The 24,586-nt window shown below is 63.9% G+C and carries 22 protein-coding genes and 1 pseudogene; 15 read left to right on the top strand and 8 right to left on the bottom strand.

Annotation, left to right across the window (positions count from 1 at the left end):
• Positions 1-202: 202 nt before the first annotated feature.
• From XH96_RS40000 to XH96_RS34205, 5 genes and pseudogenes are all read left to right on the top strand, one after another.
• Positions 203-837: pseudogene (locus XH96_RS40000) on the top strand (LLM class flavin-dependent oxidoreductase).
• Between the two features lie 9 nt (positions 838-846).
• Positions 847-1,407, top strand: coding sequence for a hypothetical protein (locus tag XH96_RS39570; RefSeq protein ID WP_246789873.1), 561 nt, complete (start codon positions 847-849; stop codon positions 1,405-1,407).
• Between the two features lie 343 nt (positions 1,408-1,750).
• Positions 1,751-2,242, top strand: coding sequence for a septal ring lytic transglycosylase RlpA family protein (locus XH96_RS34215; protein WP_194389749.1), 492 nt, complete (start codon positions 1,751-1,753; stop codon positions 2,240-2,242).
• A 609-nt stretch (positions 2,243-2,851) separates the two neighbouring features.
• Positions 2,852-3,055: a hypothetical protein gene (locus XH96_RS34210; protein WP_194389748.1), complete on the top strand. Its 204-nt coding sequence runs from the start codon at positions 2,852-2,854 to the stop codon at positions 3,053-3,055.
• Positions 3,056-3,226: 171 nt separating this feature from the next.
• Positions 3,227-4,588, top strand: coding sequence for an amidohydrolase family protein (locus XH96_RS34205; RefSeq protein WP_194394378.1), 1,362 nt, complete (start codon positions 3,227-3,229; stop codon positions 4,586-4,588).
• A gap of 50 nt (positions 4,589-4,638) precedes the next feature.
• On the opposite strand, the gene XH96_RS34200 is transcribed toward XH96_RS34205, so the two are convergent.
• Entirely contained in the window at positions 4,639-7,137 is a 2,499-nt protein-coding gene (locus XH96_RS34200) for a hypothetical protein (RefSeq protein ID WP_194389747.1), read from the bottom strand.
• Positions 7,138-7,831: 694 nt separating this feature from the next.
• Here XH96_RS34200 and XH96_RS34195 point away from each other — a divergent pair.
• The gene (locus XH96_RS34195; RefSeq protein ID WP_194389746.1) at positions 7,832-9,082 is read left to right on the top strand and encodes a hypothetical protein; all 1,251 of its coding nucleotides are present in this window, start codon (positions 7,832-7,834) and stop codon (positions 9,080-9,082) included.
• Between the two features lie 264 nt (positions 9,083-9,346).
• Positions 9,347-10,219: a L,D-transpeptidase gene (locus XH96_RS34190; protein ID WP_194389745.1), complete on the top strand. Its 873-nt coding sequence runs from the start codon at positions 9,347-9,349 to the stop codon at positions 10,217-10,219.
• 363 nt (positions 10,220-10,582) lie between these two features.
• Here the strand turns inward: XH96_RS34190 and XH96_RS34185 are convergent, their stop codons facing one another.
• Positions 10,583-10,834, bottom strand: coding sequence for a hypothetical protein (locus XH96_RS34185; RefSeq protein WP_061881334.1), 252 nt, complete (start codon positions 10,832-10,834; stop codon positions 10,583-10,585).
• A gap of 456 nt (positions 10,835-11,290) precedes the next feature.
• On the opposite strand from XH96_RS34185, the gene XH96_RS34180 reads away from it, so the two are divergent.
• The 8 genes from XH96_RS34180 (at position 11,291) to XH96_RS34150 (ending at position 17,785) form a co-directional block, all read left to right on the top strand.
• Positions 11,291-12,451, top strand: a complete 1,161-nt coding sequence (locus XH96_RS34180) for a cytochrome P450 (protein WP_194389744.1) — start codon at positions 11,291-11,293, stop codon at positions 12,449-12,451.
• A gap of 545 nt (positions 12,452-12,996) precedes the next feature.
• Positions 12,997-13,947, top strand: a complete 951-nt coding sequence (locus XH96_RS34175) for a sulfonate ABC transporter substrate-binding protein (RefSeq protein WP_194389743.1) — start codon at positions 12,997-12,999, stop codon at positions 13,945-13,947.
• A 2-nt stretch (positions 13,948-13,949) separates the two neighbouring features.
• Complete coding sequence (locus XH96_RS39710; RefSeq protein WP_256439327.1) at positions 13,950-14,072, top strand: hypothetical protein; 123 nt, start codon at positions 13,950-13,952, stop codon at positions 14,070-14,072.
• A 10-nt stretch (positions 14,073-14,082) separates the two neighbouring features.
• Positions 14,083-15,258 carry an FMNH2-dependent alkanesulfonate monooxygenase gene (gene ssuD / locus XH96_RS34170; protein ID WP_194389742.1) on the top strand — a complete coding sequence of 392 codons (1,176 nt, stop codon included), beginning with the start codon at positions 14,083-14,085 and terminating at the stop codon, positions 15,256-15,258.
• Positions 15,255-16,061 carry an aliphatic sulfonate ABC transporter permease SsuC gene (gene ssuC / locus XH96_RS34165; RefSeq protein WP_194389741.1) on the top strand — a complete coding sequence of 269 codons (807 nt, stop codon included), beginning with the start codon at positions 15,255-15,257 and terminating at the stop codon, positions 16,059-16,061. Before ssuD ends, ssuC begins: the two co-directional genes overlap by 4 nt.
• A gap of 21 nt (positions 16,062-16,082) precedes the next feature.
• The gene (locus XH96_RS34160) at positions 16,083-16,919 is read left to right on the top strand and encodes an ATP-binding cassette domain-containing protein (RefSeq protein WP_194389740.1); all 837 of its coding nucleotides are present in this window, start codon (positions 16,083-16,085) and stop codon (positions 16,917-16,919) included.
• Between the two features lie 34 nt (positions 16,920-16,953).
• Positions 16,954-17,535: a flavin reductase family protein gene (locus XH96_RS34155; RefSeq protein WP_194389739.1), complete on the top strand. Its 582-nt coding sequence runs from the start codon at positions 16,954-16,956 to the stop codon at positions 17,533-17,535.
• Between the two features lie 94 nt (positions 17,536-17,629).
• A complete protein-coding gene (locus tag XH96_RS34150; protein ID WP_028180679.1) occupies positions 17,630-17,785 on the top strand; it encodes a hypothetical protein in 156 nt (51 codons plus the stop codon).
• A gap of 142 nt (positions 17,786-17,927) precedes the next feature.
• Here the strand turns inward: XH96_RS34150 and XH96_RS34145 are convergent, their stop codons facing one another.
• From XH96_RS34145 to fliF, 6 genes are all read right to left on the bottom strand, one after another.
• Complete coding sequence (locus tag XH96_RS34145) at positions 17,928-19,076, bottom strand: M20 family metallopeptidase (RefSeq protein WP_194389738.1); 1,149 nt, start codon at positions 19,074-19,076, stop codon at positions 17,928-17,930.
• A 192-nt stretch (positions 19,077-19,268) separates the two neighbouring features.
• Complete coding sequence (locus XH96_RS34140; RefSeq protein WP_194389737.1) at positions 19,269-20,654, bottom strand: sigma-54-dependent Fis family transcriptional regulator; 1,386 nt, start codon at positions 20,652-20,654, stop codon at positions 19,269-19,271.
• 49 nt (positions 20,655-20,703) lie between these two features.
• Complete coding sequence (fliN, locus tag XH96_RS34135) at positions 20,704-21,054, bottom strand: flagellar motor switch protein FliN (protein ID WP_194389736.1); 351 nt, start codon at positions 21,052-21,054, stop codon at positions 20,704-20,706.
• A 3-nt stretch (positions 21,055-21,057) separates the two neighbouring features.
• Positions 21,058-21,681 carry a FliH/SctL family protein gene (locus XH96_RS34130; RefSeq protein ID WP_194389735.1) on the bottom strand — a complete coding sequence of 208 codons (624 nt, stop codon included), beginning with the start codon at positions 21,679-21,681 and terminating at the stop codon, positions 21,058-21,060.
• Complete coding sequence (gene fliG, locus XH96_RS34125) at positions 21,681-22,772, bottom strand: flagellar motor switch protein FliG (RefSeq protein ID WP_194389734.1); 1,092 nt, start codon at positions 22,770-22,772, stop codon at positions 21,681-21,683. The genes XH96_RS34130 and fliG overlap by 1 nt, the downstream gene beginning before the upstream one ends.
• A 39-nt stretch (positions 22,773-22,811) precedes the next feature.
• The gene (gene fliF, locus XH96_RS34120; protein WP_061881323.1) at positions 22,812-24,428 is read right to left on the bottom strand and encodes a flagellar basal-body MS-ring/collar protein FliF; all 1,617 of its coding nucleotides are present in this window, start codon (positions 24,426-24,428) and stop codon (positions 22,812-22,814) included.
• Positions 24,429-24,586: the final 158 nt, after the last annotated feature.

Below are 24,586 nucleotides of genomic sequence, written 5' to 3'. Positions count from 1 at the left end.
ATTTGAGGCATTCGGGCCGTCGCGGCGTTGATCTGGATCAACCTACCGGCCTGCGCGGATGTCGCAGCGCTACGTTGAGGCGGTGCGATATCCGCGCACGGATGTGGGATCATTCTCCCGCACGGCGGAATTGCCGCTCGGTAGACAGCGCCGCCTCACCCCCTAAGATGCGATCAACAACAAGAAGCGGGAGAGCGACGCCATGAAGTTCGGCATCTTCTACGAGCTGCAGCTGCCGCGGCCCTGGGTGGCCGGCGACGAGCTCGCCCTCTACCAGAACGCGCTCTCGCAGATGGAACTCGCCGACGGTCTCGGCTACGACCACGCCTGGGTCGTCGAGCATCACTTCCTCGAAGAATATTCGCATTCGCCCTCGCCGGAATCGTTCCTGGCCGCGGCGAGCCAGCGCACGAAGAACATCAGGCTCGGCCACGGCATCCTCCAGCTCACCACCAATCACCCGGCGCGCGTCGCCGAACGTGTCGCGGTGCTCGATCTGCTCAGCAACGGCCGCTGCGAATTCGGCATGGGCGAGAGCGCCTCCATCACCGAGCTGGAGCCGTTCGGGCGCGACATGAGACCAAGAAAGAGGTGTTCGAGGAGGCCGTCGCCGCGATCTTTCCGATGTTCAAGGACGCCGGCAGCGAGCATCACGGCAAGTATTTCGACATCCCCTTGCGCAACGTCGTGCCGAAGCCGGTGCAGAAGCCGCATCCGCCGCTGTGGATGGCGTGCTCGCAGCTGCCGACCATCGAGCGCGCCGGCCGCCACGGCTTCGGGGCGCTCGGCTTCCAGTTCGTCAGCGCCGACGCCGCGCACGCCTGGGTGCACGCCTAATACAACGCGATGACCAAGCGGCTGCACAAGCTGGCCGATTACGAGATCAACCCGAACATGGCGCTGGTCTCGTTCTTCATGTGCGCGAAGACGGACGAGGAGGCGCGTGCGCGCGCCGACGGGGCCACCTTCTTCCAGTTCGCGCTGCGCTTCTACGGCGCCGCGCAGAACCGCCAGCGTCCCGCGCCCTACACCGTCAACATGTGGGACGAATACAACAAGTGGAAGCGCGACAACCCGGAAGCCCAGGAGGCGGCGTTGCGCGGCGGCCTGATCGGCTCGCCCGAGACCATCCGCAGGAAGCTGAAGCGCTTCCAGTCCTCGCACATCGACCAGGTGATCCTGCTCAATCAGGCCGGCAAGAACAGCCACGAGCATATCTGCGAATCGCTGGAGCTGTTCGGCCGCGAGGTGATGCCGGAGTTCCAGAACGATCCGGCGCAGGCAGCCTGGAAGCAAGGCGTGATGAGCGGCGAGATCAAGCTCGAAGAGATCGACACCCGGGCTTTTACGGATCGCTACGGCAAGCTCGCCAACAATGTTGCGCCGGTGAAGGCGGCGGCGGGCTAAAGCATGATCCGGAAAAGTGTGAAGCGGTTTTCCCTCGCGACAAACGCGGAACGCGTTTGCGCGGAGATCACGCGCAAACAACAACCTAAAGCGCGATGACAATTCATCCCGATCTCATCGCGCTTTAGACTGTCCGTTAAGTCATGTTGCTGACGCAATCTCTGTCTTAGTCGGGGGCAACTTAAAACACTGCGTGGGAACCACCCCGGTTCGCACAACGGTTCCATGGCCAAGGGTTTGGCTCGAACCCGCAAGACAACGGTGCAAGCTTCATGAACGCTGCCGCGTTCGCTTGCCTGTTTGCGGTTCCCGGAATCGACGATCGAAAATCACAGGAGATATAATGCTGTTCCGCTCGAGCGCCGCACTTTGCGGCGCCCTGGTTGCGCTTGCCGTTTCCGTTTCCGTTGCGCGAAGTGAAACGCGTGGGGTTCACTCAAATGCCGTCGTCGATGCCGCCTCCGGGGATGCGGTCGTTGGCGCTGCATCCATGTACAATCCGTTCAAGCCCGGCAAGGAGGAGGGCGGTCCGAGCACAGCCTCTGGCGAGCGTTATGATCCCTCCGTCTGGTCGGCTGCCATCAAGACGAGCCTGCGCCGGAAGTTCGGTGGGGTCCAATTCGGTGCCAGGCCGAAATATGCCCTCGTCGAGGCCGTCGGCAAGAAGGTCATCGTCAAGATCAATGACGTCGGACCACTCAGGCCCGGCCGCATCATCGACTTCAACGAGCGCACGATGCGGCATTTCGATCCGAGCCTCGAGCTCGGAGTCATCGATGACGTGCGAGTTAGCCCGCTTTCAGGGGACTACTGGACACCGGGGCCGGTGGGCTGAACGTCCCGCGCGATTGAATTACACCTGCGTTGGCGATGCCCGTTGCCGGACCCGAAGCAGACCTGCCAAGCGCTCCTCGTGGCGCACCGTGAAGTCGCATCGACTGCGGTAGTCGAAGTTACGGACACAGATCCGGCGCACGCGGTCGCCGTCGATGGCCGCCCGCGGCATCACCGCGACTTCCGGTCGCCAATGGCGATCGTGCGATGGAGGGAACGAATTTACGGACTGAAATCATCTGGCTGCTGCCGCAAGCTTCGGCGACGCCTTTCGACAGCTCCGTTGTGTCAGTTTACCTGTCGTTTCATTGCGAATGTCTACACGCTACAGTAGCTCCTCGTGAGCTGGAAGCGATGGCCTCGTTCTTTACCGCGCGTTGGAGGGGCTGCGCGACCTTCGCAGCCACTCGGATGATGCTGCTGTCCGGCGCATTCGGAATCCTGGCTGGCCTCGTTATCCCAGTGGATTCCGGATGACAGGCCTTTGGGTGCTCGGATGTGTGCTCGGCGTCGACCTGATCTCTCTCGGCATAGCCTGGCTGACCTATGCACGGCCGCCGGCGGCGAGAACGGCATAGCGGAAACGAGTCGATAAAAAGGGAGTGCGCTGATGGCGATCGCGGCTGAAAGACCAATCCTCCTGATCAAGAAACTCGCGGGCATCCTTCTCCTGCTCTTCGGCTTGCTGATGACGGCGCTCGGCTTGAGCGGCGAGTCCAGCGGAGTCACCGCGATCGGTGTTGCCTTCCTTGTTGCCGGCGCGATCTTCCTGGTTCTCAAGATCATGAGGCGCAACCAGGGCGATCCGCTCTGACCGAGGCCGCGAGATCGGTCTGTCGCTGCGAGAGCCATGCACGGCATCGCAATCGCGAAGGTCTGGCCGCTTCAACCGAACGCAGCCGATACGCAACGAGAGGGGCCGTGCGCGATGATGTCGGGAGCTTTCTTGAATGAATTGTACAGCGCGCAGCGGATTCGACCGTCGATGAGCGGAACATGCCGTTCGCTGTCGATCGCGGTGGTGCTCTCGACCTGGCTCGGTGGAGCGAGCCTGGCGCAGCAAGCGCTTCAGGCAGGTGGCGCGGCCACGCTCTTTCAGAACGTCCGCATCTTCGATGGCAAGAGCGCCACGCTGTCTGCCTCCTCCAACGTCCTGGTGCGCGGCAACAAGATAGAATCAATCTCGCTACAGCCGATAGCGGTGAATAGCCCGGCGGACATTCGCATTGTCGAAGGCGGCGGACGCACACTGATGCCCGGCCTCATCGACAACCATTGGCATGCGATGTTGATCCGAGTCACGCCGGCACAGTCGCTCGGCGACGTCGGCTACGTCAATCTTGTCGCTGGCGACGAGGCCACGCACACTCTCATGCGCGGCTTTACCAGCGTTCGAGATGTGGGCGGGCCGGTGTTCGGGCTCAAAAGCGCCATCGACGAAGGTATCATCAAGGGTCCGCGCATTTATCCGTCCGGCGCGGTCATTACCGTCACGAGTGGGCATGGGGACTTCCGCCAGCTTACCGACCTGCCGCGGACGATCGGCGGCATGCTCACCCGCATGGAACAGACCGGTGGGGCAATGATTGCGGACAGCCCCGACGAGGTCCGCGTCCGTGTCCGCGAGCAACTCATGCAAGGCGCTTCCCAGGTCAAGTTGACGGCTGGCGGCGGAGTGTCGTCGCCTTTCAGTCCCATCGACGTGACCACGTTCACCGAACCCGAAATACGCGCCGCCGTTGAAGCGGCTGAGAATTGGGGCACGTATGTCGCTGCGCATGCCTTTACGGCTGCTGCGATTCGGGGAGCCATTGCGGCTGGGGTGAAGTGTATCGAACACGGCTTCCTGATGGACGACGCAACAGCGAAGCTGATGGCGGAGAAGGGTGTTTGGCTGAGCATGCAGCCTCTCCCCGAGGACCTTAGGCTGGGCTTTCCTGTGGGCTCGATCCAGCGGGCCAAGGCGGACGAGGTCTGGCCCGGCATAGCCAGATCCTACGAGTTGGCGAAGAAGTACAAGATCAAGACGGCGTGGGGCACCGACGTCCTGTTCTCTGCAGCGCTGGCCCGCCAACAGGGGGCCATCCTGGCCTCACTCGCTCGCTGGTACACGCCCGCCGAGGCGCTGACCATGGCGACATCGACGAACGCCGAACTGCTGGCGCTGTCGGGCAAGCGGAATCCCTATCCCGGCAAACTCGGCGTCGTGGAACAGGGCGCACTCGCGGATCTGCTGCTCGTCGACGGAAATCCCCTGGACAATATCGGCCTTCTTGCCGACCCCGCCAACAATCTCAAGATCATCATGAAAGATGGAATTATCTACAAGGATGCGCTTGCCCGTTAGCAGCAGCGCATCGCCCTGTTCGGTGGACGAGGTCGCGCACGATCCCAAGGTTACCTGCTTCTCGCACGAGCGTTCGCGCGCCATCGCTCGGGGAGGCTCTGCGGCGAGGCGGCCGGTTTCCACTGTAGGGAGACGACCCAGTTGTCGAAGACCGTGCTGAAGTTCCCGGATTGGTACGAGAAGTTCTCGTACGCCGGCCAATAGTCACCGGCATCGGCTGCGTAGGTAAAGAGCGTCCAGGTATGGGGCTTCGTCCAGAACGCGTTGCCGCCGTCCGGGTCCCCGTCGACGGCGCTGAAGTCGAGGAAGAGCCAGAGAGGTGCATTCTCGGTGCCGAGGTTCGTATCCCGCGAATTGAACTGCAGCGCGTTCCAGTAGATCCCAGGTCCGGCTCCGGGGTCAGCATCGTCCACGAGCTTCTGCAGCCGCCAATAGAAGCTCGCGTCGCCGGTCATAGTGGTCTCGCCGGTGAACGTGATCAGGCCAGCCTGCGGGCCTGACTGGATGATGCCGCTGATGGAGGTGGTCCCGCTGATTGTTCCGCTCCCTTGTAATATGCCGCCGGGAGCAGGCGTATCGGTGCCGGTCGCTGCAATGGTGACCGGGCCCGAGACCGTCCCGCCGTTCATGAACAGTGTGCCCGACTCGCCGACAACGACCGCGCCGGTCACCGTGCCGACGACCTCCAGCGTCGCCGCGTAGGATACCAGCACCTCGCCGGCACCCGTTGCTGATCCACCGGTAGCGCCGGCAATCAACGTACCCCCATTGACCCTGATCGGACCGGAAAGCGTGCCGCTGCTGTCTGCACTCAGGGTCAGCGTGCCGGGACCGAAGATCGTCAGGCCCGCCGACCCCTCGATGGCGGCCGCGATCTGCGAACTACCGCCGCTGGCATTGGTGTAGATCAGGCCTTCCGCCGCGCCGAACGAAAGGCTCGCAGTAGCGATGCTGCCGCCGTTCATGATGAGGCCTGCGGTGTCGCCGCTCGCCTGGCTTCCGACCAGAATGCTCGCATCGCCGCCCGTAATCGCCCCGCCGTTCACTTCGAGCGCCGCCACCTGCGGCACACCGCCGCTCTCGACCGCCTGGCTGTCGACGACCTCGTAGACCGCATCGGCCGGAACGTCGTTGATGCCGACATCCGTCGAGGACACGGTCGCCGCGCTCGCGAAGCCCTCGGAGGACGAATAGGTCAGGAACTTGCCCGAGCTGGCCGCGTCGTCGTCCTCTCCGAGAATGTAGGGAGCGACGATCCCGTTCGTGACGACGGGCAGGTTTGCTCCCGTTCCTGCCACGAACACCTGTTGCGTCAGTCCGAGCTGGGCCATGCCGCCGCCCGGCACGATGACAAGAGTCCCGCCGGAGTTGCGGACAATGTTCGTCAGGGTACCGTCGTCATTGCCCCCGATCACGACACGATAGTTGCCGCTTCCGGAAAGCTGCAAGGCGCCTCCCGTAGAGCCGATGACGAACGTCGCCAGATGTCCCGAGGCGATCTGCACATCGGCCGTCGCGCCGTCCGAACGAAGCTCGAGTATTCCGCCGTTCGTCACCATCATCCTGAAGCTGCCAAATGGTGTGCCGGATGTCCGGGTACTTGCCAGCGTCCCGGCGCCTACGGTGTTGTGTCCCATCAGCTGGTTCGTGTTGGTGAGCAGGAGCGTGCCTTCACCGTATTTGTGGAGGCCGCCCAGCCCGGAGATCGGCGCGAAGACGGTCAGCGTGCCGCCGTTCGTGTTGATGACCTTAGGCTTGTTGATCGTCCAGGTGCTGGGTTCGTATCCGGATGTCGAGGGCAGCGCCGACGGCGAGATCGCCCAGGCTTGCCCCTGCCAGAGCACGGCGTAGACGCCCCACCCGGTGAGCGCGTCGGTGACGACCTGGCTGTAGTCTTCGGAGGGGAGCGGCTGATTTTGCAGCGTCCATCCGCTGGGCATCTGCGCGATCTGGACGGTCTGCGGATTGCTGGACGGGAGGTTGGGTACGTTCTCGAACGAGGCGGGGAAAGCGTTGTTGATGGTGATCGTGCCGCCCGTCAGGTTCACCGTGAGCGGCGCGAGGACATGGCCGCCGCTATTTTCCATGTATCCCTTCGTCGTCTGGGAAACGGAAAACCAGCCAACCGCGAAATTGGCCAAGACGATCGTCTGCGGACTCTCGGACACGTTCGGGGCCAACTGATCGGCGAGCCACGCGAGGTCCGGATTGGGAGTGCTCGTCAACTGATAGAGATCAGGCCCGATTCCGCAGGCCGACAGATAGTCGGCCATCCCGCTCGTCATGCCGTCCACGAAGCTGCCGCTCTCGCTCGACGTCTGCATCAAGCCCGCGACCACCCTTTCCAGGTTGATCGCCACGGGGTCGTCCTCGCCGTTGTAGACCGCAGGAGCAACCTGCGTGAAGCCGTTTGCCGACAGCCAGTAAAGGCCCATGACCATCGACGTCGGGCCGCAATAGGCTTCACCGTCCCCCGGCAGGCTCTGCCCGAAGGGCCCGAAATCGGTCTGGATGATCGAAGGCGTGCTCTTGATGGGGTCTTTCCACATGGGGCTGGTCCACTCCTGTCCGACAACGCCACGGTACGCGCTTGAGCCGCGGGTTAATGTCCCGTTAATCGCGAGACACAACTTGTGGATACTTTAGTGTGTCGATGCTGTCTAAGAGTGTAGAGCGGAATCCTGAAAGTGCGCAAGCTGGGTCTCCAGCCTGGCCGGCAGGGACGGCTCAGGAGTTCAAAGCGCGGGCCGCCGAGCGGCAGCATGTTCATCGTGAGTGGCGCATATCTGCCGCCAGCGGCGATGTCCTGCGGCAGGGCCTGATAACAGGTGGTGTCGCGGCCGGTCCGCGTAACGCGAACGTCTACTTCGGAGGCGTGCTGCGCATCCTGGAAGTGGCACCTTTGAGATATGGCGACCGGCTCTGGAGAGGTCCGTTCATTGGGGTAGACCGGAAGTACCCGACCGACTGCTCAAACGGCGCCTTTGACCCGGAGCGGGCATCGCGTTGATATTCAGATACCCCCCATTAACGCTAGTTCATTTGGTCCTTTCCGAGTTCGCTCGCCTCTAGCCATATTCAGCCGATGATCTTCAAACCCAGTTTCGAGGACATCCGCGAATGCGATGCCTGGCGCTTTGGTTGTTTGTTGTTGGCCTATGCGCGGCTAATCCACTCATAGCGGAGGCGCAGCCCAGCTGTACAAGCCTGCCGCTCTCCCATCCGCCGACCTCGATCACTCCCTTGCTGCGAGACAACAGGGATGCGGGCTATCTCAACGAGATAGTACCGACAGACCAAGCTGCCGAGTTGCATCTGATCGGTTCATACTCTGGCTCCGGCCGCATCGTTATCGGGCCAACCGATAAGCCGGTGGTGCTTGCCCTTAGTTCCTTCAAGCCGAGCCTGTGGCGCATCGAGTTGCAGTCGGGTGCAAGGTTGCAAAAAATCATCCTCTTTGGACGTGATGAGCAGCGCGTCAGCGGCGCGTCCGCTGACGTAGATATCGTCAATCGCTCATCATGTCCCGTATGGGCTTATCAGTGGGAGGGGGCTGGCGAAAACGTGCGCTACATGCACGATCACTACCGCGGCTTTCTGGCTGCGGCACAGCAGGAGTCTGGTTTGGCCGAAACGAGTTTTCAGGGCAACTATGACGCTGGTACATACTTTTCGATCCCGCCCTCTCGCAACCACTACATGCGCGCTCCAGCACCGATCCTGCATCCCGCTGAGGTCCGCGTCTTGCTCTCGGCCACGCCGGCAGAAGCCATCGCGCATTACGAGGCCGCGATGGATCGAGCGCCTGCCGAATTCCGGCCGACCATGAAAATTCTGATCGATTTGATGAAGGACCACAAACTTCCAACGCTGTTTCCAAATGGAGGGCTCGGTCCCGATCCGGGGGCGCCGATAGGCCCCCGCTATTTATTCAACCCGGAAGCCGCAGTAGGCACGGTCGACAGCGGTAGCGATTGTAAGGGCTTTTACTTCGGCGGCCAGGCCGGCGGCGGTAATCTGAAATGCGCCTTCGGCAATCAGTTCTTCGTGCTCGGCAAGGCCAACAACGTACTAGATGACTCCTGGGGAGATGACATCGTCAACCCGGGCCGTGGCGACCATGTTCTGCATCTGGGGTGGGGCAATGATATCGTGGTGCTGCAAGAGGGCTGGGGCGACGATATCATCACCAAGACTTGTAGCCAATCAGTTCTTCGTACGAACGATCGCAACCGCCTGAATTGGGCGTCTCAATTCAGCAACTTCATCGTATTTGGCCCCGGCATTCGACCCTCAGACGTGCATTGGGAAATGAAAAGCACCCTAGTGCACGAGCCGTCCAAAAGCCGCCTGACCATTAATGATCAGTGCTTTAATTTCGTATTCACAGAGGCGGGCGAGTTGCAGCCATATCAACAGCCGCGGAAGCCAGCAGCGATGTCAAACGAGCGTCGATCCCCGACGTCAGACGCGCCGAGCGGCGGTGCTCGATGAGGTGTCATCATTCCGCGCTCGCAAGGCATAAGTGGTGACGCGAGCAAAGGCGGCATGTCCGGTTCTGGCACTAAGGCGAAGATTATGATGGCGTCTGGCCGCGTCGGCGCGGTCGAGGTTGGATCGGACTTGGCAGAACCCAAGCCAAATCGACGCGAGTTCGGCGTTAACCACAGCTTGCGGTTCCAGTCTGAGCGAAATCGCTTGGAAGTTTCTTAAATTTTGCTGGGTACCTCTCTTGGGCATGATGACCTGGGGAGAGACGTGAGCAAGCGGGCCAAACGTGAAAAGGCTGAGACGCTCGCAATACCAATGGCCGCGAGAGTTGCCATTGGCGCGGTGGCCGTCGCCGCATTGGGGTACGGTTTGCTGTCTCGCCCGGCGAGCGTGCAACCGGCACGGACACCGTCCGCGCGCGAAGCCCGGGCATCGTCAACGCCGGTTTACGTGGCTCCAGTTCATGCGTCCACGGCGGCTCTCACCCCGGCTCCAGCTCCGATTCCGGTCCCGGCTCCGCTGGTCGAACCGCCAAAAGCCGATGCTGGCGCTCCCGGAGCGCTCGTCCGCCAGGTGGTTGACTACACGAGCCGCCAGGCCCCGGGCACCGTCATCATCGATACCGGAAACACGTTCCTTTATTTCGTCCTGAACGACAGGCAGGCGATGCGCTATGGCATCGGTGTTGGCCGCGAAGGTTTCACATGGTCCGGTGAGCAGTCCGTGGCCCGCAAGGCCGAATGGCCGGATTGGCATCCGCCTGCGGAGATGGTCTCGCGCCAGCCCTATCTGCCGCGGTTCATGGCGGGCGGCCCCGGCAACCCGCTCGGCGCCCGGGCGATGTATCTTGGCGAGACCGAATATCGAATTCACGGCACCAACAATCCGGCGACGATCGGGAAGAAGGTGTCGTCCGGCTGCATCCGGCTGACCAACGAGGACGTCACGGATCTCTACGAGCGGGTGAAGGTCGGAGCGAAAGTGATCGTGCTTCCGGCGACCGCAGCCCGCAGGCCGTCCCCGGGAGCGCCGGCCGATGCCGCCTTCCGGTCGCCGGACCCGGCATCGCCGTCGAACCGGTCCTCGGCGGCCAACGCGCAGATACCGTCATCCGGGCCGAAGGTTGCCGAGGCCCGGTAGGTTAGTCCTCGGTCCCGACGGGCGGCGATCTAGGGGCCGCGATAGCAACTGCTTGATTGTCCAGGCGGCAGGTCCAGGCTGATCTACCGATCAATCTTCTTGATGCAAGTGGGTTCGCCTCTGGGCTGAGGTGTGCAGTCCCAGTCGGGTCCAAAGCCGGCACCGGCGTTTCGCTGTGGCAGGAGTGGATAATGAATCACGACGGCCGCAAAGATGGCGACAGCGATAATTGCTGACATCAGCATCCATGCAGTGCCCGCGCGATCCGGAGTCCAGCGGTATCGCCAACTGGATCGATGCCTATTTGGATTGGGGGGCTTCACCGTCGTGCCGTCGATTTGGTCTCGCGGACATTTTGCGTATTCAAGCGGTTCCGCCACCCTTATTGGCCTGGGATCCGGCCGTGCCCATCCCAAGCTCGAGAGCAGCAGCGATTCGCTCCAATCCGGCATTCGTTCGGCGCGTTTCGGCAATCTGCTGCTCATACAGATCGATCATCGTGGCACCTGACGACGTGCGTTGGCGCATCGCACGCATCGCGAGGATCGAGCCGCCCACCATCAGGATGAACGGCCACCAAGAGTACATCGCAAGCAGTATATCGGCTACGGTCATCCACAACCTCCCAAGCCAGTAACTTCGACTATTTCCCGTTGTTCTTCTCGAGAACAGCTGCGATCCTCTCCATCACAGCGCTCATCCGGTGTGTTTCTGCGAGGTGCTGCTCCCGCAATTCGATCATCGATGCCCCGGAAGCTGCGCGTTCCCGGCACAATCGCCCTAACACGAGCCATCCCGCGGGTATCAAGATGACTGGCCACGCGTAGTACAGGACAACGGCCCAATCGGATGGTTGCATGCGATTTTGCGCCAGAGCTCTTCGATGATTGTCGATTGCAACTTAGGCGATAATCGATCAGCTGGCACGTGAGGCGCGTGCTCACGATTAATAGTTCATTGCCGGAGGCTCACGAAACAGACCAATGCCGCCCGTCCCTATCGCTAGGGACAGACGGCGGCCGCGGAGTTCGCTAATCTGCCCTGAAGCATACGAAATCAGGAGGGACCGCCTTGAGCACCGCGCCGCGCATCGACATCGACCCCGCCGCCTTCTGGGCCGATCCCTATCCGATGCTCGCGAAGATGAGGCGAGAGGCGCCGATCGCCTTCGTGCCGCAGCTCGGCTCGACGCTGCTGACGAGCCGCGACGACATCTCGATCTCCGAGAAGCAGATCGACGTGTTCTCCTCGCACCAGCCCGCCGGCCTGATGAACCGGCTGATGGGCCACAACATGATGCGCAAGGACGGCGAGGCGCACCAGGTGGAGCGGCGCGCGATGTTTCCGACGGTGTCGCCGAAGACGGTGAAGGCGCACTGGACCACGCTGTTCCAGGCCCATGCGGATCGAATCCTCGACCGCCTCGGGCCCGGCCGGATCGATTTCATGCGTGACTTCGCGCTGCCGTTCTCCGGCGAATGCCTGAAGTCGATCACCGGCCTCACCAATATCGGCTTCGAGCACATGGATGCGTGGTCGCAAGGCATGATCGAGGGCATCGCCAATTATGCCGGCGATCCCACCGTCGAGGCCCGTTGCCACGCCGCGACGTCGGGGATCGATGCGGCCATCGACGACATCCTGCCGGTGATGCGCAAGCATCCAGACCAGAGCATTCTCGGCGTCCTTCTCGCCTCGGGCATGCCGATGGAGAGCGTGCGCGCCAACGTCAAGCTCGCAATCTCGGGCGGGCAGAACGAGCCGCGCAAGGCGATCGCCGGGACGGTCTGGGCGCTGCTCACCCATCCCGAGCAGCTCGATCTGGTCTTGCGCGGTGAAGTGTCCTGGCTGCAGGTCTTCGAGGAATATGCCCGTTGGATCTCGCCCATCGGCATGTCGCCGCGGCGGATCGCAAAGCCCTGGAGCATCCGCAACGTCGCCTTCGAAACCGACGAGCGCGTGTTCCTGATGTTCGGCTCCGCCAACCGCGACGAGAAGCATTTTGAGCGCGCCGACCAGTTCGACGTGCGCCGCGACACCACCAAGAGCGTCGCCTTCGGCGCCGGCCCGCATTTCTGCGCCGGCGCCTTCGCCTCCCGCGCCATGATCGCCGACGTCGCGCTGCCGACCGTGTTTGCGCGCGCCAGATTCGAGATCGCCGATGACGAGCCGGTGCGGCTCGGCGGCTGGGCCTTCCGCGGGCTGATCAATCTGCCGGTGAGGTGGCACTAAGCCCGTGGTGCTCGGGGCTCACCTGAATGATTGTGGCGCGCCGCTCGTCATACGTTCGGTGTCATCGCCCGCGAAGGCGGGCGATCCAGTACGCCGCAGCCGTCGTGTGAAGCATTGGCGCCTCTGGAATACTGGATTCCCCGCCTTCGCGGGGAATGACAGTGGAAGTCGGAAAGGGGGGCCTCACACCTCTGCCCTTATTCGGGATCATGCAATTATGCCCCTGTTTTGCCCGACGGGTCAAGCAAACTTCGGATAAATCGTAATTCATTGATCTTGCACGTCTCGGCTACTGTGCATGGGGTTGTTTTTCACGTTTTGTGTTCCACCGGAGGAGCGCTCGACCAGATCCGTGCATCTCTCACATTCGCGTGCAGAAAAATTCCATCCTCATTCGCTTCGCCGCTCGAAAGATTAATCACGCGCGCAGCATGCACCGCAGTGCTCGCATCGCTATTTTCCCGGACATCTCGACAGCTCCGATGACGCACACCATCATTCCTCAAACGTGAATGATGACGGCCGCACGCGGCCCGGAGAGTGGAATGCAGCGTCGGGACTTTCTGAAACTTTCCGTCGGAACTGCGGCCGTCGCCGCGTTTGCCTCGCACGGCAACGCGCAAGCCGCGGTGAAGGAGATTCGTATCGGCTACCAGAAGAACGGTGTGCTGGTCATTACGCGCCAGCAGGCCGCCCTGGAAAAACATTTCGCGCCCCAAGGCATCGAGGTGAAGTGGGTCGAATTCTCCTCGGGGCCTCCGATGATGGAGGCGATGAACGTCGGCAGCGTAGACTACGGCGCGGTTGGCGATTCCCCGCCTGTGTTCGCCCAGGCCGCGGGCGCCGCGATCGTCTATGCCGCCGGCCAGCCCATCACCAACGGCCAGGGCATCCTGGTGCCGAAGGATTCGCCGATCCGCACCATCGCCGAACTGAAAGGCAAGCGCATCGGCTTCACCAAGGGCTCCAGCGCGCACAACATCGTGGTGCAGACGCTGGAGAAGGCCGGCCTCACCTATGCCGACATCACCCCGGTCTACCTGACGCCACCGGACGCCGGGCCTGCCTTCGCCAATGGCAGCATCGAGGCCTGGGCAATCTGGGATCCTTACTTCGCGATCGGCGAGATCAGGCAGAGCGGCCGCATCCTGATCAATGCGCGCGAGGTCACCAAGACCAATTCGTTCTATATCGCCAATCGCGACTTTGCGAAGAACCACGGCACGATCCTGCAACAGATCGTCGACGTCACCACCGCGACCGCCAGATGGGCCGAGCAGCACCGCGACGAGGTCGCGAAATCGCTCGCTGCAGTCACCGGCATTCCTCTCGACATCCAGACCATCGCGGCGAACCGCTCGTCATTCGTGGTCGGCCCCGTCACCGACGACATCGTCGCGACCCAGCAGGGCGTCGCCGACCGCTTCTACAAGCTCGGCCTGATCCCGAAGCCGATCGTGATTCGCGACATCGTCTGGCGCAACCCGGCAGCCTGATCGTGCCGACCGGCCTTCCCATCCACAAGGGTTTGAACATGAGACGTATCATTCAGCGTCTGATCGCAGCCATCGTGCTCTCGATCGGCATCGTCGCCGCCGCAGTCGGCACGACCTACGGTTAGGAGCACATCCATGAGCCAATCCAAGAGTCAATCCAAGAGCAACATCCTCTGGTTCCTGCCGACCCATGGCGACGGGCGCTATCTCGGCACCGGCATCGGCGGCCGCGAGGTCGACTTCAACTATCTGCGCCAGATCGCGCAGGCCGCCGACCAGCTCGGCTATTTCGGCGTGCTGATCCCGACCGGCCGGTCGTGCGAGGATTCCTGGATCGTCGCCTCGAGCGTGGCGCCGTTCACCGAGCGGCTGCGCTATCTCGTGGCGGTCCGTCCCGGCCTGCAATCGCCAAGCGTGGCGGCGCGCATGACGGCGACGCTGGATCGCATCTCGAACGGCCGGCTGCTCGTCAACGTCGTCACCGGCGGCGATCCGGTCGAGAACAAGGGCGACGGCGTCTTCCTCGGCCATGACGAGCGCTACGAGGTCACCCGCGAGTTCCTGGGCGTCTACAGCGACCTCCTCGCCGGCAAGACCGTCAATGTCGAGGGCAAGCACATCCATGTCGAGGGCGGCAGGCTGCTGTTTCCTCCGGTGCAGTCGCCGCGGCCGCCGCTCTACTTCGGCGGATCGTCCGATGCCGGCATCGACGTCGCGGTCGACACCGTCGACAAATATCTCACCTGGGGCGAGCCGCCGGCCCAGGTCGCCGAGAAGATCGCGAAGGTGAGGGAGGTCGCTGCTGCGCGCGGCAGAAAGCTCTCCTTCGGCATTCGTCTGCACGTGATCGTTCGCGAGACCAATGACGAAGCCTGGCGCGCCGCGAACGAGCTGATCAGGCATGTCAGCGACGAGACCATCGCGCTGGCGCAGAAGAACTTTGCCCGCATGGATTCCGTCGGCCAGCAGCGCATGGCGCAGCTCCATGGCGGCAGGCGTGACAAGCTCGAGATCGCGCCGAATCTGTGGGCCGGCGTCGGCCTCGTGCGCGGAGGCGCCGGCACGGCGCTGGTCGGCGACGCCCGGACCGTCGCGGCCCGCATCAGGGAGTATCAGGACATCGGCATCGATACCTTCATCATGTCGGGCTATCCGCACCTGGAGGAAGCTTACCGCTTCGCCGAGCTGGTGTTTCCGCTGCTCGCGCTGGAGCAGCCGGGCAACGTGACGAAGCTCCATTTCAACGGCGGTCCGTTCGGCGAGACGGTCGGCAGCGATCTCCGTCCGCAGCACCGGGTGTCGCAGTCATGAGCCTGATCGACAGCATTTCGCTTCCGCGCAGCCTGCGCCTGCCGCGCCTGGACGGCCTGATCCAGTGGATCGTGCCGCTCGCCATCATCGCGATCTGGCAGGTCGCGAGCGTCACCGGCTTCGTGCCGACGCGCGTGCTGCCGGCGCCGAGCGACGTCGTGCTCGCCGGGTGGAAGCTGCTGCTCTCCGGCGAACTCGTCCGCAACATCTGGGTCTCGTTCTGGCGCGCCTCGATCGGTTTTCTGATCGGCGGCGGCATCGGTTTTGCCTTCGGCCTCGCCAACGGCCTGTCGCAGCTTTCGGCGAAGCTCACCGACACGACGCTGCAGATGGTGCGCAACGTGCCGCATCTGGCGCTGATCCCGCTGGTCATCCTCTGGTTCGGCATCGACGAGAGCGCAAAGCTGTTCCTGGTGGCGCTCGGCGTCTTTTTCCCGATCTACCTCAATACGCTGCACGGCATCCGCACCGTCGATCCGCAGCTGATCGAGATGGGCCGCATCTACGGCATGACCGACGGCGAATTGTTCCGCCGCGTGATCTTCCCCGGCGCACTGCCCTCGATCTTCGTCGGCATCCGCTTCGCGCTCGGCATCATGTGGCTGACCCTGATCGTCGCTGAGACCATCGCGGCCTCCTCGGGCCTCGGCTACATGGCGATGCAGGCGCGCGAGTTCATGCTGATCGACGTCGTCGTGCTCTCGATCCTGATCTACGCCCTGCTCGGCAAGCTCGCCGACAGCGCCTCCCGCGTGCTGGAGCGCCTGACCCTCTCCTGGCACCCCGCCTTCCAGAAACGTTGAGCAAGAAATACTGGGAATCACATGCAGACAGCGCTTCGTACCTCCCTTCCCGAGACCGAGCTCGCCAGCCGCGCCAATTTCGTGCCTCACGCCCGCGTGGTGCGCGAGGATCGTCCGGTGCAGACCAGCGGCCTGCCGCTCAGCATCCGGGGCTTGCGCAAATCCTTCGGCGACAACGAGGTGTTGCGCGGCATCGATCTGCACATCCCCGCCGGCCAGTTCGTTGCGATCGTCGGCAAAAGCGGCTGCGGCAAGAGCACCCTGCTGCGCCTGATCGCCGGCCTCGACAAGATCGATGCCGGCAGCATCGGCTTCGGCCAGGATATTCAGCCCGAGGACATCCGCGTGATGTTCCAGGAGCCGCGGCTGTTGCCCTGGGCCCGCGTGCTCGCCAATGTCGAGGTCGGCCTCGGCCGCGATCGTGCTTCCAAGGATGCGCATGACCGCGCCGAGAAGGCGCTGATCGAGGTCGGTCTCGCCGACAAGCGCGACCAATGGCCCTCGGTGCTTTCGGGCGGCCAGAAGCAGCGCGTCGCGCTCGGCCGCGCATTGGTCTCGCGCCCGCGCGTGCTCGCCTTCGACGAGCCGCTCGGCGCACTGGACGCCTTGACCCGCATCTCGATGCAGCGGCTCCTGGAACGCGTCTGGCGCGACCAGGGCTTTACCGCGATCCTGGTGACCCACGACGTCTCCGAAGCCGTCGCCCTGGCGGACCGGGTGCTGGTGATCGAGGAGGGCCGGATCGCCCATGACGTCACGGTCAACGCGGCCCGGCCGCGCCAGCGCGGCTCGGTCGAGCTCGCAAGCCTTGAAGGCTCGATCCTGAGCCACCTTTTGTCGGCGGACGATCGTACCTAAATATGAGGGAATCCCCGCTTCGGGGAGCAATGCCATGAATGTAGTGCCCCGCGATCTCATGACCGAAATCCCCGTCTCGTCCGTCGATTTTCGCGGCGCCATGCGCCACCTCACCGGCGGCGTCAGCGTCATCACCGCCGGGCGGGGCAAGGATATTACGGGCATGACGGTGACCTCGGTCACCTCGCTGTCGGTCGAGCCGCCGACGCTGCTGGTCAGCATCAACCGCGATGCGTCGTCCTTTCCGCTGATCAAGCGCCACGGCGCCTTTGGCGTGAACATCCTCAACGCCGACCAGCTCGAGATTGCCGAGCGCTTTTCCGGCAAGGGCGGATTGAAGGGCGCCGATCGTTTCAAAGGCGCCGAATGGGTGACGGCGGTCTCGGGCGCTCCCCTCCTGGTTGGCGCGCTCTCCGCCTTCGATTGCGAGGTCGAGGAGATCGTCGAACGCCACTCGCACGGCATCGTCATCGGCCGTGTCAGGGACATTAGGAGCTCGGCCCGCACCGCGGCCCTTGCCTATTGGCACGGCCAGTATGTGGCGGTCGACCAGGACGAGGACGCGGCCAGGCTTGCGGACGTCAGCCTTCCCGCGCGCGGCCGGCGCGGCATTTGATCGCCGCGCGTGTCGGCGCGGAAGGCTGGCCTTTTCTCCGTCATCGCTCTAGAAGCGCCTGAACCCCCATGCGGGACGGCAATGGAGCGGATCGATGAAACGCGTTGCAACCTGGGCCTTCTACGCCGTCGGCGCGCTTGCGATCGCCTATCTCGCGCTCTACGCCTACGCGATGTTCTCAGGCTCTCCGATCGTGCCGGGCGACCCCATCCACATCTTCCGCAAGCCCGACGCACCGAGTTATTCGTGAGTTGAATGCGTGCGCGCGGGTGCGCGCCGCCCTCTCTCCTCGTCATGGCCGGGCTTGACCCGGCCATCCACGTGCATCGGCAATTTGGGATCGACGTGGATGCCCGGGTCAAGCCCGGGCATGACGACGGAGTGCGTGGCGGCTATCCCCGCAGAATCGCCAGCGCCAGCGCCTGTGCGCGGGGCACGATGCTGTCGAGCTCGAGATATTCCTCCGGCGTGTGCGCGAGGCCGCCGACCGGCCCGAGGCCGCAGATCGTCGGCGTGCCGACCGCGGCGGTGAAGCCGGAATCGGCACAGCCGCCGGAGAATTCGCCCTGCAGCGTCGTGAGGCCGACCCGTCTTGCGGCGGCCTGATAATTTTCGAACAGCGCCTTCGAATCCGCGCTCTGCACCACTGGCACGAACTCGCCCTTGATCGTCAGCGTCGCGCTCGTGCCCGGCACGTACGACGTTGCGACGATCGTCTCGATTGCGGCCATCACCCTCGCGCGATCCGCCGGATCGACGTATCGCAGGTCGATCTGGCCCTCGGCGTAGGGCGCCGTGGTGTTGACGGACTGACCGCCCGAGACGAGGCCGACATTGAGCGTGATGCCTTTGTCGAGATCGGTGAGCGCATGGATATGCACGATCTTGTGTGCGAGCTCGCCGATCGCGCTGATGCCGGCGGCGAAATTGGCGCCGGAATGCGCGGCCTTGCCGGTGATGCCGAGATGCATGAAGATGCCGCCCTTGCGGCCGGTGACGATATTGCCGGTGGGGCGGCCCGGCTCTGAATTGAACACCGCGCGGGCGGCGCGTCCCTCGCGTTCGATCACCGGGCGCGAGGAGGGCGAGCCGATCTCCTCGTCCGAGGTGATCAATACCTTGATCGGGTGCGGTGAGCCGCCGAATTTGTGGAAGGCAGTCGCCACGAACACGTTCATGACAAGGCCGGACTTCATGTCGGCGACACCCGGTCCATAGGCGCGGCCATCTCTGATCGTGAACGGACGCCGCCCGGCCTCGCCCTTGGCGAACACGGTGTCGCGATGTCCCATCAACAGCACGGGCTTCTCGTTGCTGCCGGGCTTTGCCACCTCGGCATGGATCGCATCGCCGAAGGTGACGTTGGCCTCGCGCCGGAACGGAATGCCGTGCTCGGCAAAGTGCCGCTCGAACCGCGCACCGACCGCATCGACGCCTTCCTTGTCGTAGGATCCGGAATCGATGTTCACGACGTCGCGGAGCAGATCGATCATCGCCTGCCGCTGCGACGCCAGCCAATCCGTGATTTGAGCTTCAGACATGTGGTCCCTCGCGTGGTTTTCACGCGGGGTTATAGGACCTTGCGCAGGCGTGACCTAGTCGGCTAACGCGGTGCGGCCATGTCCCGCCTTCGCGGGGACGACACCGAGGGTGGTGCGAGTGTTTGTCCTACCGACAAACAAAATGCCCGGGACCAGCCCGGGCATCTGCATTCTCTCAACCAGCGTGGCCGCCTACGCCCCCACCATCGGCATGCGCGGATACTCGCCCGGCGTTCCCGCCGGCGGGATCGGGATGCCGCCGTCGGCATATTCGTTGAGCTTGTTGCGCAGCGTGCGGATCGAGATGCCGAGGATGTTGGCGGCATGGGTCCGGTTGCCGAGGCAGTGCTTCAGCGTCTCCAGGATGAGGTCGCGCTCGACGTCGGCCACGGTGCGCCCCACCAGTGCGCGCGTCACCTGCTCGGCGGCCATGGTGGCATGCGCCACGGCCGGCGCGGTCTTGGCGAGATCGAGGCGGTCGCCGTCCGGCGTGATGATGGCGTCGGGTCCGATCTCGTCGCCGTGCGCCATCAGCACCGCGCGGTGCATGGTGTTTTCGAGCTCGCGGACGTTGCCCTGCCAGCGGTTGCCGGAGAGCACGCGGCGGGCTTCCGCCGAGATCGGGCGCAGCGGCACGCCGTTGGCCTCGGCGTACTTCTTCACGAAGTGCTGGGCGAGCTCCAGGATGTCGGCAGGGCGCTCGCGCAGGGGCGGGATCTTCAAATTGACGACGTTGAGCCGAAACAGCAGGTCCTCGCGGAACGTGCCCTCGCGCACGGCTTCGGCGAGGTTGCGGTTCGAGGTGGCGATGATGCGGATGTCCACCGGCACCGGCTTGGTGCCGCCGACGCGATCGATCACGCGCTCCTGGATGGCGCGCAGCAGTTTCGATTGCAGGCGGACGTCCATCTCCGAGATTTCGTCGAGCAGCAGCGTGCCGCCGGTCGCCTCCTCGAACTTGCCGATGCGGCGCGCGACCGCGCCGGTGAAGGCGCCCTTCTCGTGGCCGAACAGCTCCGACTCCAGGAGGTGCTCGGGGATCGCGGCGCAGTTGATCGAGATGAACGGACGCTTGGCGCGCGTCGAGCGGGTATGGACGTAACGGGCCAGCACCTCCTTGCCTGTGCCGGATTCCCCGGTGATCATCACCGAGGCGTCCGAGCCGGCGATCTGCTGGGCGAGCTTGATCACCTTTGCCATCGCCTCGTCGCGATAGACCAGCTCGCGGGAATCGTTGGCGACGGCGGCGAGCACCGCGGCGATCAGCTCCGGATCCGGCGGCAGCGGGATGTATTCCTTGGCTCCCGCATGGATCGCGGCGACCGCGGCGCGGGCGTCGTTGGTGATGCCGCAGGCGACGATCGGGGCGTGGATGTGCTCGGCCTCCAGCCGCAGCACGAGGTCGCGGATGTCGAGGGCGACGTCGACCAGCAGGAGGTCGGCGCCCTTGCCGCCGCGCAGCACGCGCATCGCCTGCTCGTGATCCTCGGCATGGGTCACGGTGGCGCCGTTCTCCATCGCGATCTTGGTGGCGGTGGTGAGCTGGCCCTTCAATGTGCCAACGATGAGAAGCCGCATATCAGTCTCCTGTCCGTCTGTTCGCGCTGCCGCGCGTCATGTCCTTGTGCTAGGCGCGTTCGGCCTTGATGATTTCCGTCATGGTGACGCCGAGCTTGTCCTCGACCAGGACGACCTCGCCGCGGGCGACCAGCTTGTTGTTGACGTAGATGTCGATGGCTTCGCCGACGCGCCGGTCGAGCTCGAGCACCGTGCCTGGTCCGAGCTTCAGGAGCTCGCCGACGTCCATCTTGGAGCGGCCGAGCACGGCCGAGACCTGCACCGGCACGTCGAACACCGCTTCGAGGTCGGCGGCGGCACGCGCCGCATATTCGTCCTCGTTGTAGCCGACGTCGGTGCCAGCAGGCGGCATCGGGCCGTTGAGATCGGGCAGTGGGACCTGTCCGTCTGTGTCGCTCATGGCTTAATTCCCCCTGCGGGACGCGATATAGCGTCCGACCATTTCGTCGATCTTGGCCGCGATGGCGCCGCGCTCCAGCACGACGCCGCCATCGGCCCATTCGATCCGGCAGTCGCCGGTGGCGATTTCCGGCTCGGCCAGGATCACCAGCCGGCCCTCGAAGCCGCTCTGCTTGGCGAGCCGCTCGATCTTCTCGCGCGCGGCGTCGTAAAGCGTATCGTTGATGCGGACGACGAGATGCGGCGTCGCGACCAGATGCGAGAAGCAGTCCTTGACCAGCGCGACGACCTCGCCAAGCGGCTCGGCGGCGACGAGATCGGCGCACAGCTTGCGCGCCACCGCGACCGCAACCTCGACCGCTTCGGTCTCCATCCTGGTCTCGATGTTGCCGATGCCGGAGGCGACGCCCCGAATTGCGATGTTGATCTCCTCCATGGCGAGCGCGACGCGGCGGTCGCTCTCGGCCTTGGCCTCGTGCTGGCCGGCGGCAAAGCCCTGCTGGTAGGCGCGCGCCTCGGCTTCCGCGATCTTCTGGGCGATCTCGGCTGCCGTCGCGGCCTTCTCGCGCGTCGTCCGCTCGGGCGCCGCGAAGTCGGTATCGAACAGGAATTTTGCCGGGGCGGCCATCAGTACACCAGCTCGTCGTCGGCGCGGTTCTTGGTCAGCATAATCTCGCCCTTGGCGGCGAGGTCCTTGGCGAGATTGACCAGAAGCGCCTGCGCCTCGTCGACGTCGCGCAGGCGCACCGGGCCCATCGCCGCCATGTCGTCCTGGAGCATCTTGGCCGCGCGCGAGGACATGTTGCCGAAGAAGAAGTTGCGGACGTCCTCGTTGGCGCTCTTCAGCGCGACGCCGAGCTTGTCCTTGTCGACGTTGCGCATCAGGGTCTGGGCGGAGCCGGAATCGAGCTTCACGAGGTCGTCGAAGGTGAACATCAGCGCCTTGATGCGCTCGGCCGATTCGCGGTTGTCCTCTTCCAGCGAGGTGATGAAGCGGGTTTCGGTCTGGCGGTCGAAATTGTTGAAGATCTCCGCCATCACCTCGTGGGCGTCGCGGCGGCGGGTCTGCGACAGGTTGGACATGAATTCGGTGCGCAGCGTCTTTTCCACGCTCTCGATCACCTCCTTCTGCACCGCCTCCATCTTCAGCATGCGGTTGACGACGTCGAGCGCGAGCTCCTCGGGCAGGATGCCGAGGACGCGCGCCGCATGTTCGGACTTCAGCTTCGACAGCACCACGGCGATGGTCTGCGGATATTCGTTCTTGAGGTAGTTGGCGAGGACCTCTTCCTGCACGTTGGAGAGCTTCTCCCACATGTTGCGTCCTGCGGGGCCGCGGATCTCATCCATGATGCCGTTGACGCGCTCCGGCGGCAGGTATTGCTGGAGCAGGCGCTCGGTGGCGTCGAAATTGCCCATCAGCGCGCCGGAAGCCGACATGCGCGAGACGAATTCGAGCAGCATGTCCTCGACGGTTTCGACCTCGACGGTGCCAAGCGTCGACATCTCCAGCGAGAGCTGGCGTACCTCGTCGTCGTCGAGCAAGCTCCAGATCTTGCCGCCATATTGCTCGCCCAGCGCCAGCATCAGGATCGCAGCACGCTTCGGCCCGGCCAGCGCCTCGGCCTTGCTGCCCCCGCGGCTGCCGGCGCGCTGGCCCAGCGTGGAGATCACGCTGGTGATGTCGTTCGAATTGGCGTTTTGCAGGGAGGCGGCCATGTCAGATCACTTCTTGATTCACCGGCGAAGTTTGCTTGGTCATTTGGCGGGTTCGGTCAGCCATTGGCGGATGATGGCGACGGTTTCGTTGGGGTTGCGCTCGGCGAGCTCGCCGACGCGATGAACGGACTGGGCGTGGACCTGGCCCTGGATGGTGGCGACGTCGATGGCGCTGGCGGCGCCGCTCGGCAGCAGCGGCTGGCCGGAGGCCGGCGCGGCCTCTTCCGACGCGGCGGGGCCCGTCAGCACGCCGGAGATGGCGGCGGCGACCTCGTCGGAGGCGAGGATGCGCTTGACCAGCGGGCGGATCACCAGGAACAGCACGACCAGGCCGAGCAGCATCATCACGCCGAGCTCGACGAAGTACATGACGTCGTCCTTGGTGAACTGGAGCATGCCGAGGAAACCTGAGGACTCGCCGATCGGCGCGGTGGAAGGCGCGTCGGCAAAGCGCAGATTCACGACCTCGACCTGGTCGCCGCGCTTCTGGTCGAAGCCGATCGCCGAGCGCACCAGGGTGGCGATGCTGTCGAGCTGCTCCTTGGTGCGGTCCTGGTAGGCCAGCTCGCCCTTGTCGTTCTTGCTGTAGATGCCGTCGACCAGCACCGCGACCGAGATGCGGTTGACCCGGCCGGCCTCGGTCACTTCGGTCTTGGTGGTGCGGGAGATCTCGTAATTGTTGGTCTCTTCGGACTTCTTGCTCTGGTCCTTGGCGACGGCGGCGGCGTTGTTCTGCTGGTTGCCGGGCAACTCGTTGTTGACGGTGACCTGGCCGTTGTTGTCGGCGGTCATGCTCTGCTCTTCGCGGGTCTGGCTCGAGCGCAGCACGCGGCCTTCGGGGTCGAACTTGTCCGAGGTCTGGGTGATCTTGTTGAAGTCGAAATCAGCGGAGAGCTGCACGCGGGCGCGACCCGAACCGACCACGGAGGAGACGATGTCCTCGACCTGCTTGCGCAAGCGCTTTTCGAAGGCGATGCGGCGCTCGTCTCCGACCGTCTGCTCCGGATCGGTCGCCGCGCCGTCGGCGAGCAGCTGGCCGGCCTCGTCGACGATCGAGACCCGCTGCGGCTTCAGCCCGTTGACGGCGGAGGCGACGAGATGGCGGATGGCGCGGATCTGCTGGGCTTCCAGCGAGCCGCGGACGCGGACCACGATCGAGGCCGACGGCTCCGGCGCCTCGCGCGCAAACAGCGGGCGCTCGGGCAGCACCAGATGGACGCGCGCGGCCTGGATGCGGTCGATGGCGCGGATGGTGCGGGCGAGCTCGCCCTCCAGCGCGCGGAGATGATTGATGTTCTGGACGAAGGAGGTGGTGCCGAGTGCGTCCGACTTGTCGAACACCTCGTAGCCGACGCCGCCACCCTTGGGCAGGCCGCCCTCGGCGAGCTTCATCCGCAGCCGCGTGACCTTGTCCTTGGGCACCATGATGATGGAGCCCTCATTGCGGATCTCGAACTGGATGCCCTGGCGTTCCAGGTCCTTGATGATGCTGGAGGAATCCTCGACGCTGAGGTCCGTGAACAGCGTCGTCATCTGCGGCGTGGTGACGCGCATGATGACGAAGGCGAAGAAGCCGATGAGCGCGGCAGTGACCGCGATCATCGCCCCGAACCGGGCGGCACCGATACTCTTCAGAAAGTCCGCAAGCCCTTGCAAGCAACCGCCCCAACAGATTCGGCCGCTTTCACCGGAAAGGCCGAGTGGGCAATTATTGCCTAGGTGATGGTTTCGATATGGTTAACGAGAGTTAAGAGGTCGGACAAAACTGCATCATCAAAAAAATCGGCCTCGCAGGGCGAGGCCGATTTTCTTCA

This window comes from Bradyrhizobium sp. CCBAU 51765 (assembly GCF_015291725.1).
GTDB lineage: Bacteria > Pseudomonadota > Alphaproteobacteria > Rhizobiales > Xanthobacteraceae > Bradyrhizobium > Bradyrhizobium liaoningense.
Note: the sequence above shows the minus strand (reverse complement) of the source record. Positions and strands in the feature narration are given on the sequence as shown.

Bases quoted from the DNA above. Each gene is read 5' to 3' on its own strand.
- XH96_RS39570 (WP_246789873.1), top strand. From the start codon at position 847: ATGACCAAGCGGCTGCACAAGCTGGCCGATTACGAGATCAACCCGAAC.
- XH96_RS34215 (WP_194389749.1), top strand. From the start codon at position 1,751: ATGCTGTTCCGCTCGAGCGCCGCACTTTGCGGCGCCCTGGTTGCGCTT.
- XH96_RS34210 (WP_194389748.1), top strand. From the start codon at position 2,852: ATGGCGATCGCGGCTGAAAGACCAATCCTCCTGATCAAGAAACTCGCG.
- XH96_RS34205 (WP_194394378.1), top strand. From the start codon at position 3,227: ATGAGCGGAACATGCCGTTCGCTGTCGATCGCGGTGGTGCTCTCGACC.
- XH96_RS34200 (WP_194389747.1), bottom strand. From the start codon at position 7,137: ATGTGGAAAGACCCCATCAAGAGCACGCCTTCGATCATCCAGACCGAT.
- XH96_RS34185 (WP_061881334.1), bottom strand. From the start codon at position 10,834: ATGACCGTAGCCGATATACTGCTTGCGATGTACTCTTGGTGGCCGTTC.
- XH96_RS34175 (WP_194389743.1), top strand. From the start codon at position 12,997: ATGCAGCGTCGGGACTTTCTGAAACTTTCCGTCGGAACTGCGGCCGTC.
- ssuD (WP_194389742.1), top strand. From the start codon at position 14,083: ATGAGCCAATCCAAGAGTCAATCCAAGAGCAACATCCTCTGGTTCCTG.
- ssuC (WP_194389741.1), top strand. From the start codon at position 15,255: ATGAGCCTGATCGACAGCATTTCGCTTCCGCGCAGCCTGCGCCTGCCG.
- XH96_RS34160 (WP_194389740.1), top strand. From the start codon at position 16,083: ATGCAGACAGCGCTTCGTACCTCCCTTCCCGAGACCGAGCTCGCCAGC.
- XH96_RS34155 (WP_194389739.1), top strand. From the start codon at position 16,954: ATGAATGTAGTGCCCCGCGATCTCATGACCGAAATCCCCGTCTCGTCC.
- XH96_RS34150 (WP_028180679.1), top strand. From the start codon at position 17,630: ATGAAACGCGTTGCAACCTGGGCCTTCTACGCCGTCGGCGCGCTTGCG.
- XH96_RS34145 (WP_194389738.1), bottom strand. From the start codon at position 19,076: ATGTCTGAAGCTCAAATCACGGATTGGCTGGCGTCGCAGCGGCAGGCG.
- XH96_RS34140 (WP_194389737.1), bottom strand. From the start codon at position 20,654: ATGCGGCTTCTCATCGTTGGCACATTGAAGGGCCAGCTCACCACCGCC.
- fliN (WP_194389736.1), bottom strand. From the start codon at position 21,054: ATGAGCGACACAGACGGACAGGTCCCACTGCCCGATCTCAACGGCCCG.
- XH96_RS34130 (WP_194389735.1), bottom strand. From the start codon at position 21,681: ATGGCCGCCCCGGCAAAATTCCTGTTCGATACCGACTTCGCGGCGCCC.
- fliG (WP_194389734.1), bottom strand. From the start codon at position 22,772: ATGGCCGCCTCCCTGCAAAACGCCAATTCGAACGACATCACCAGCGTG.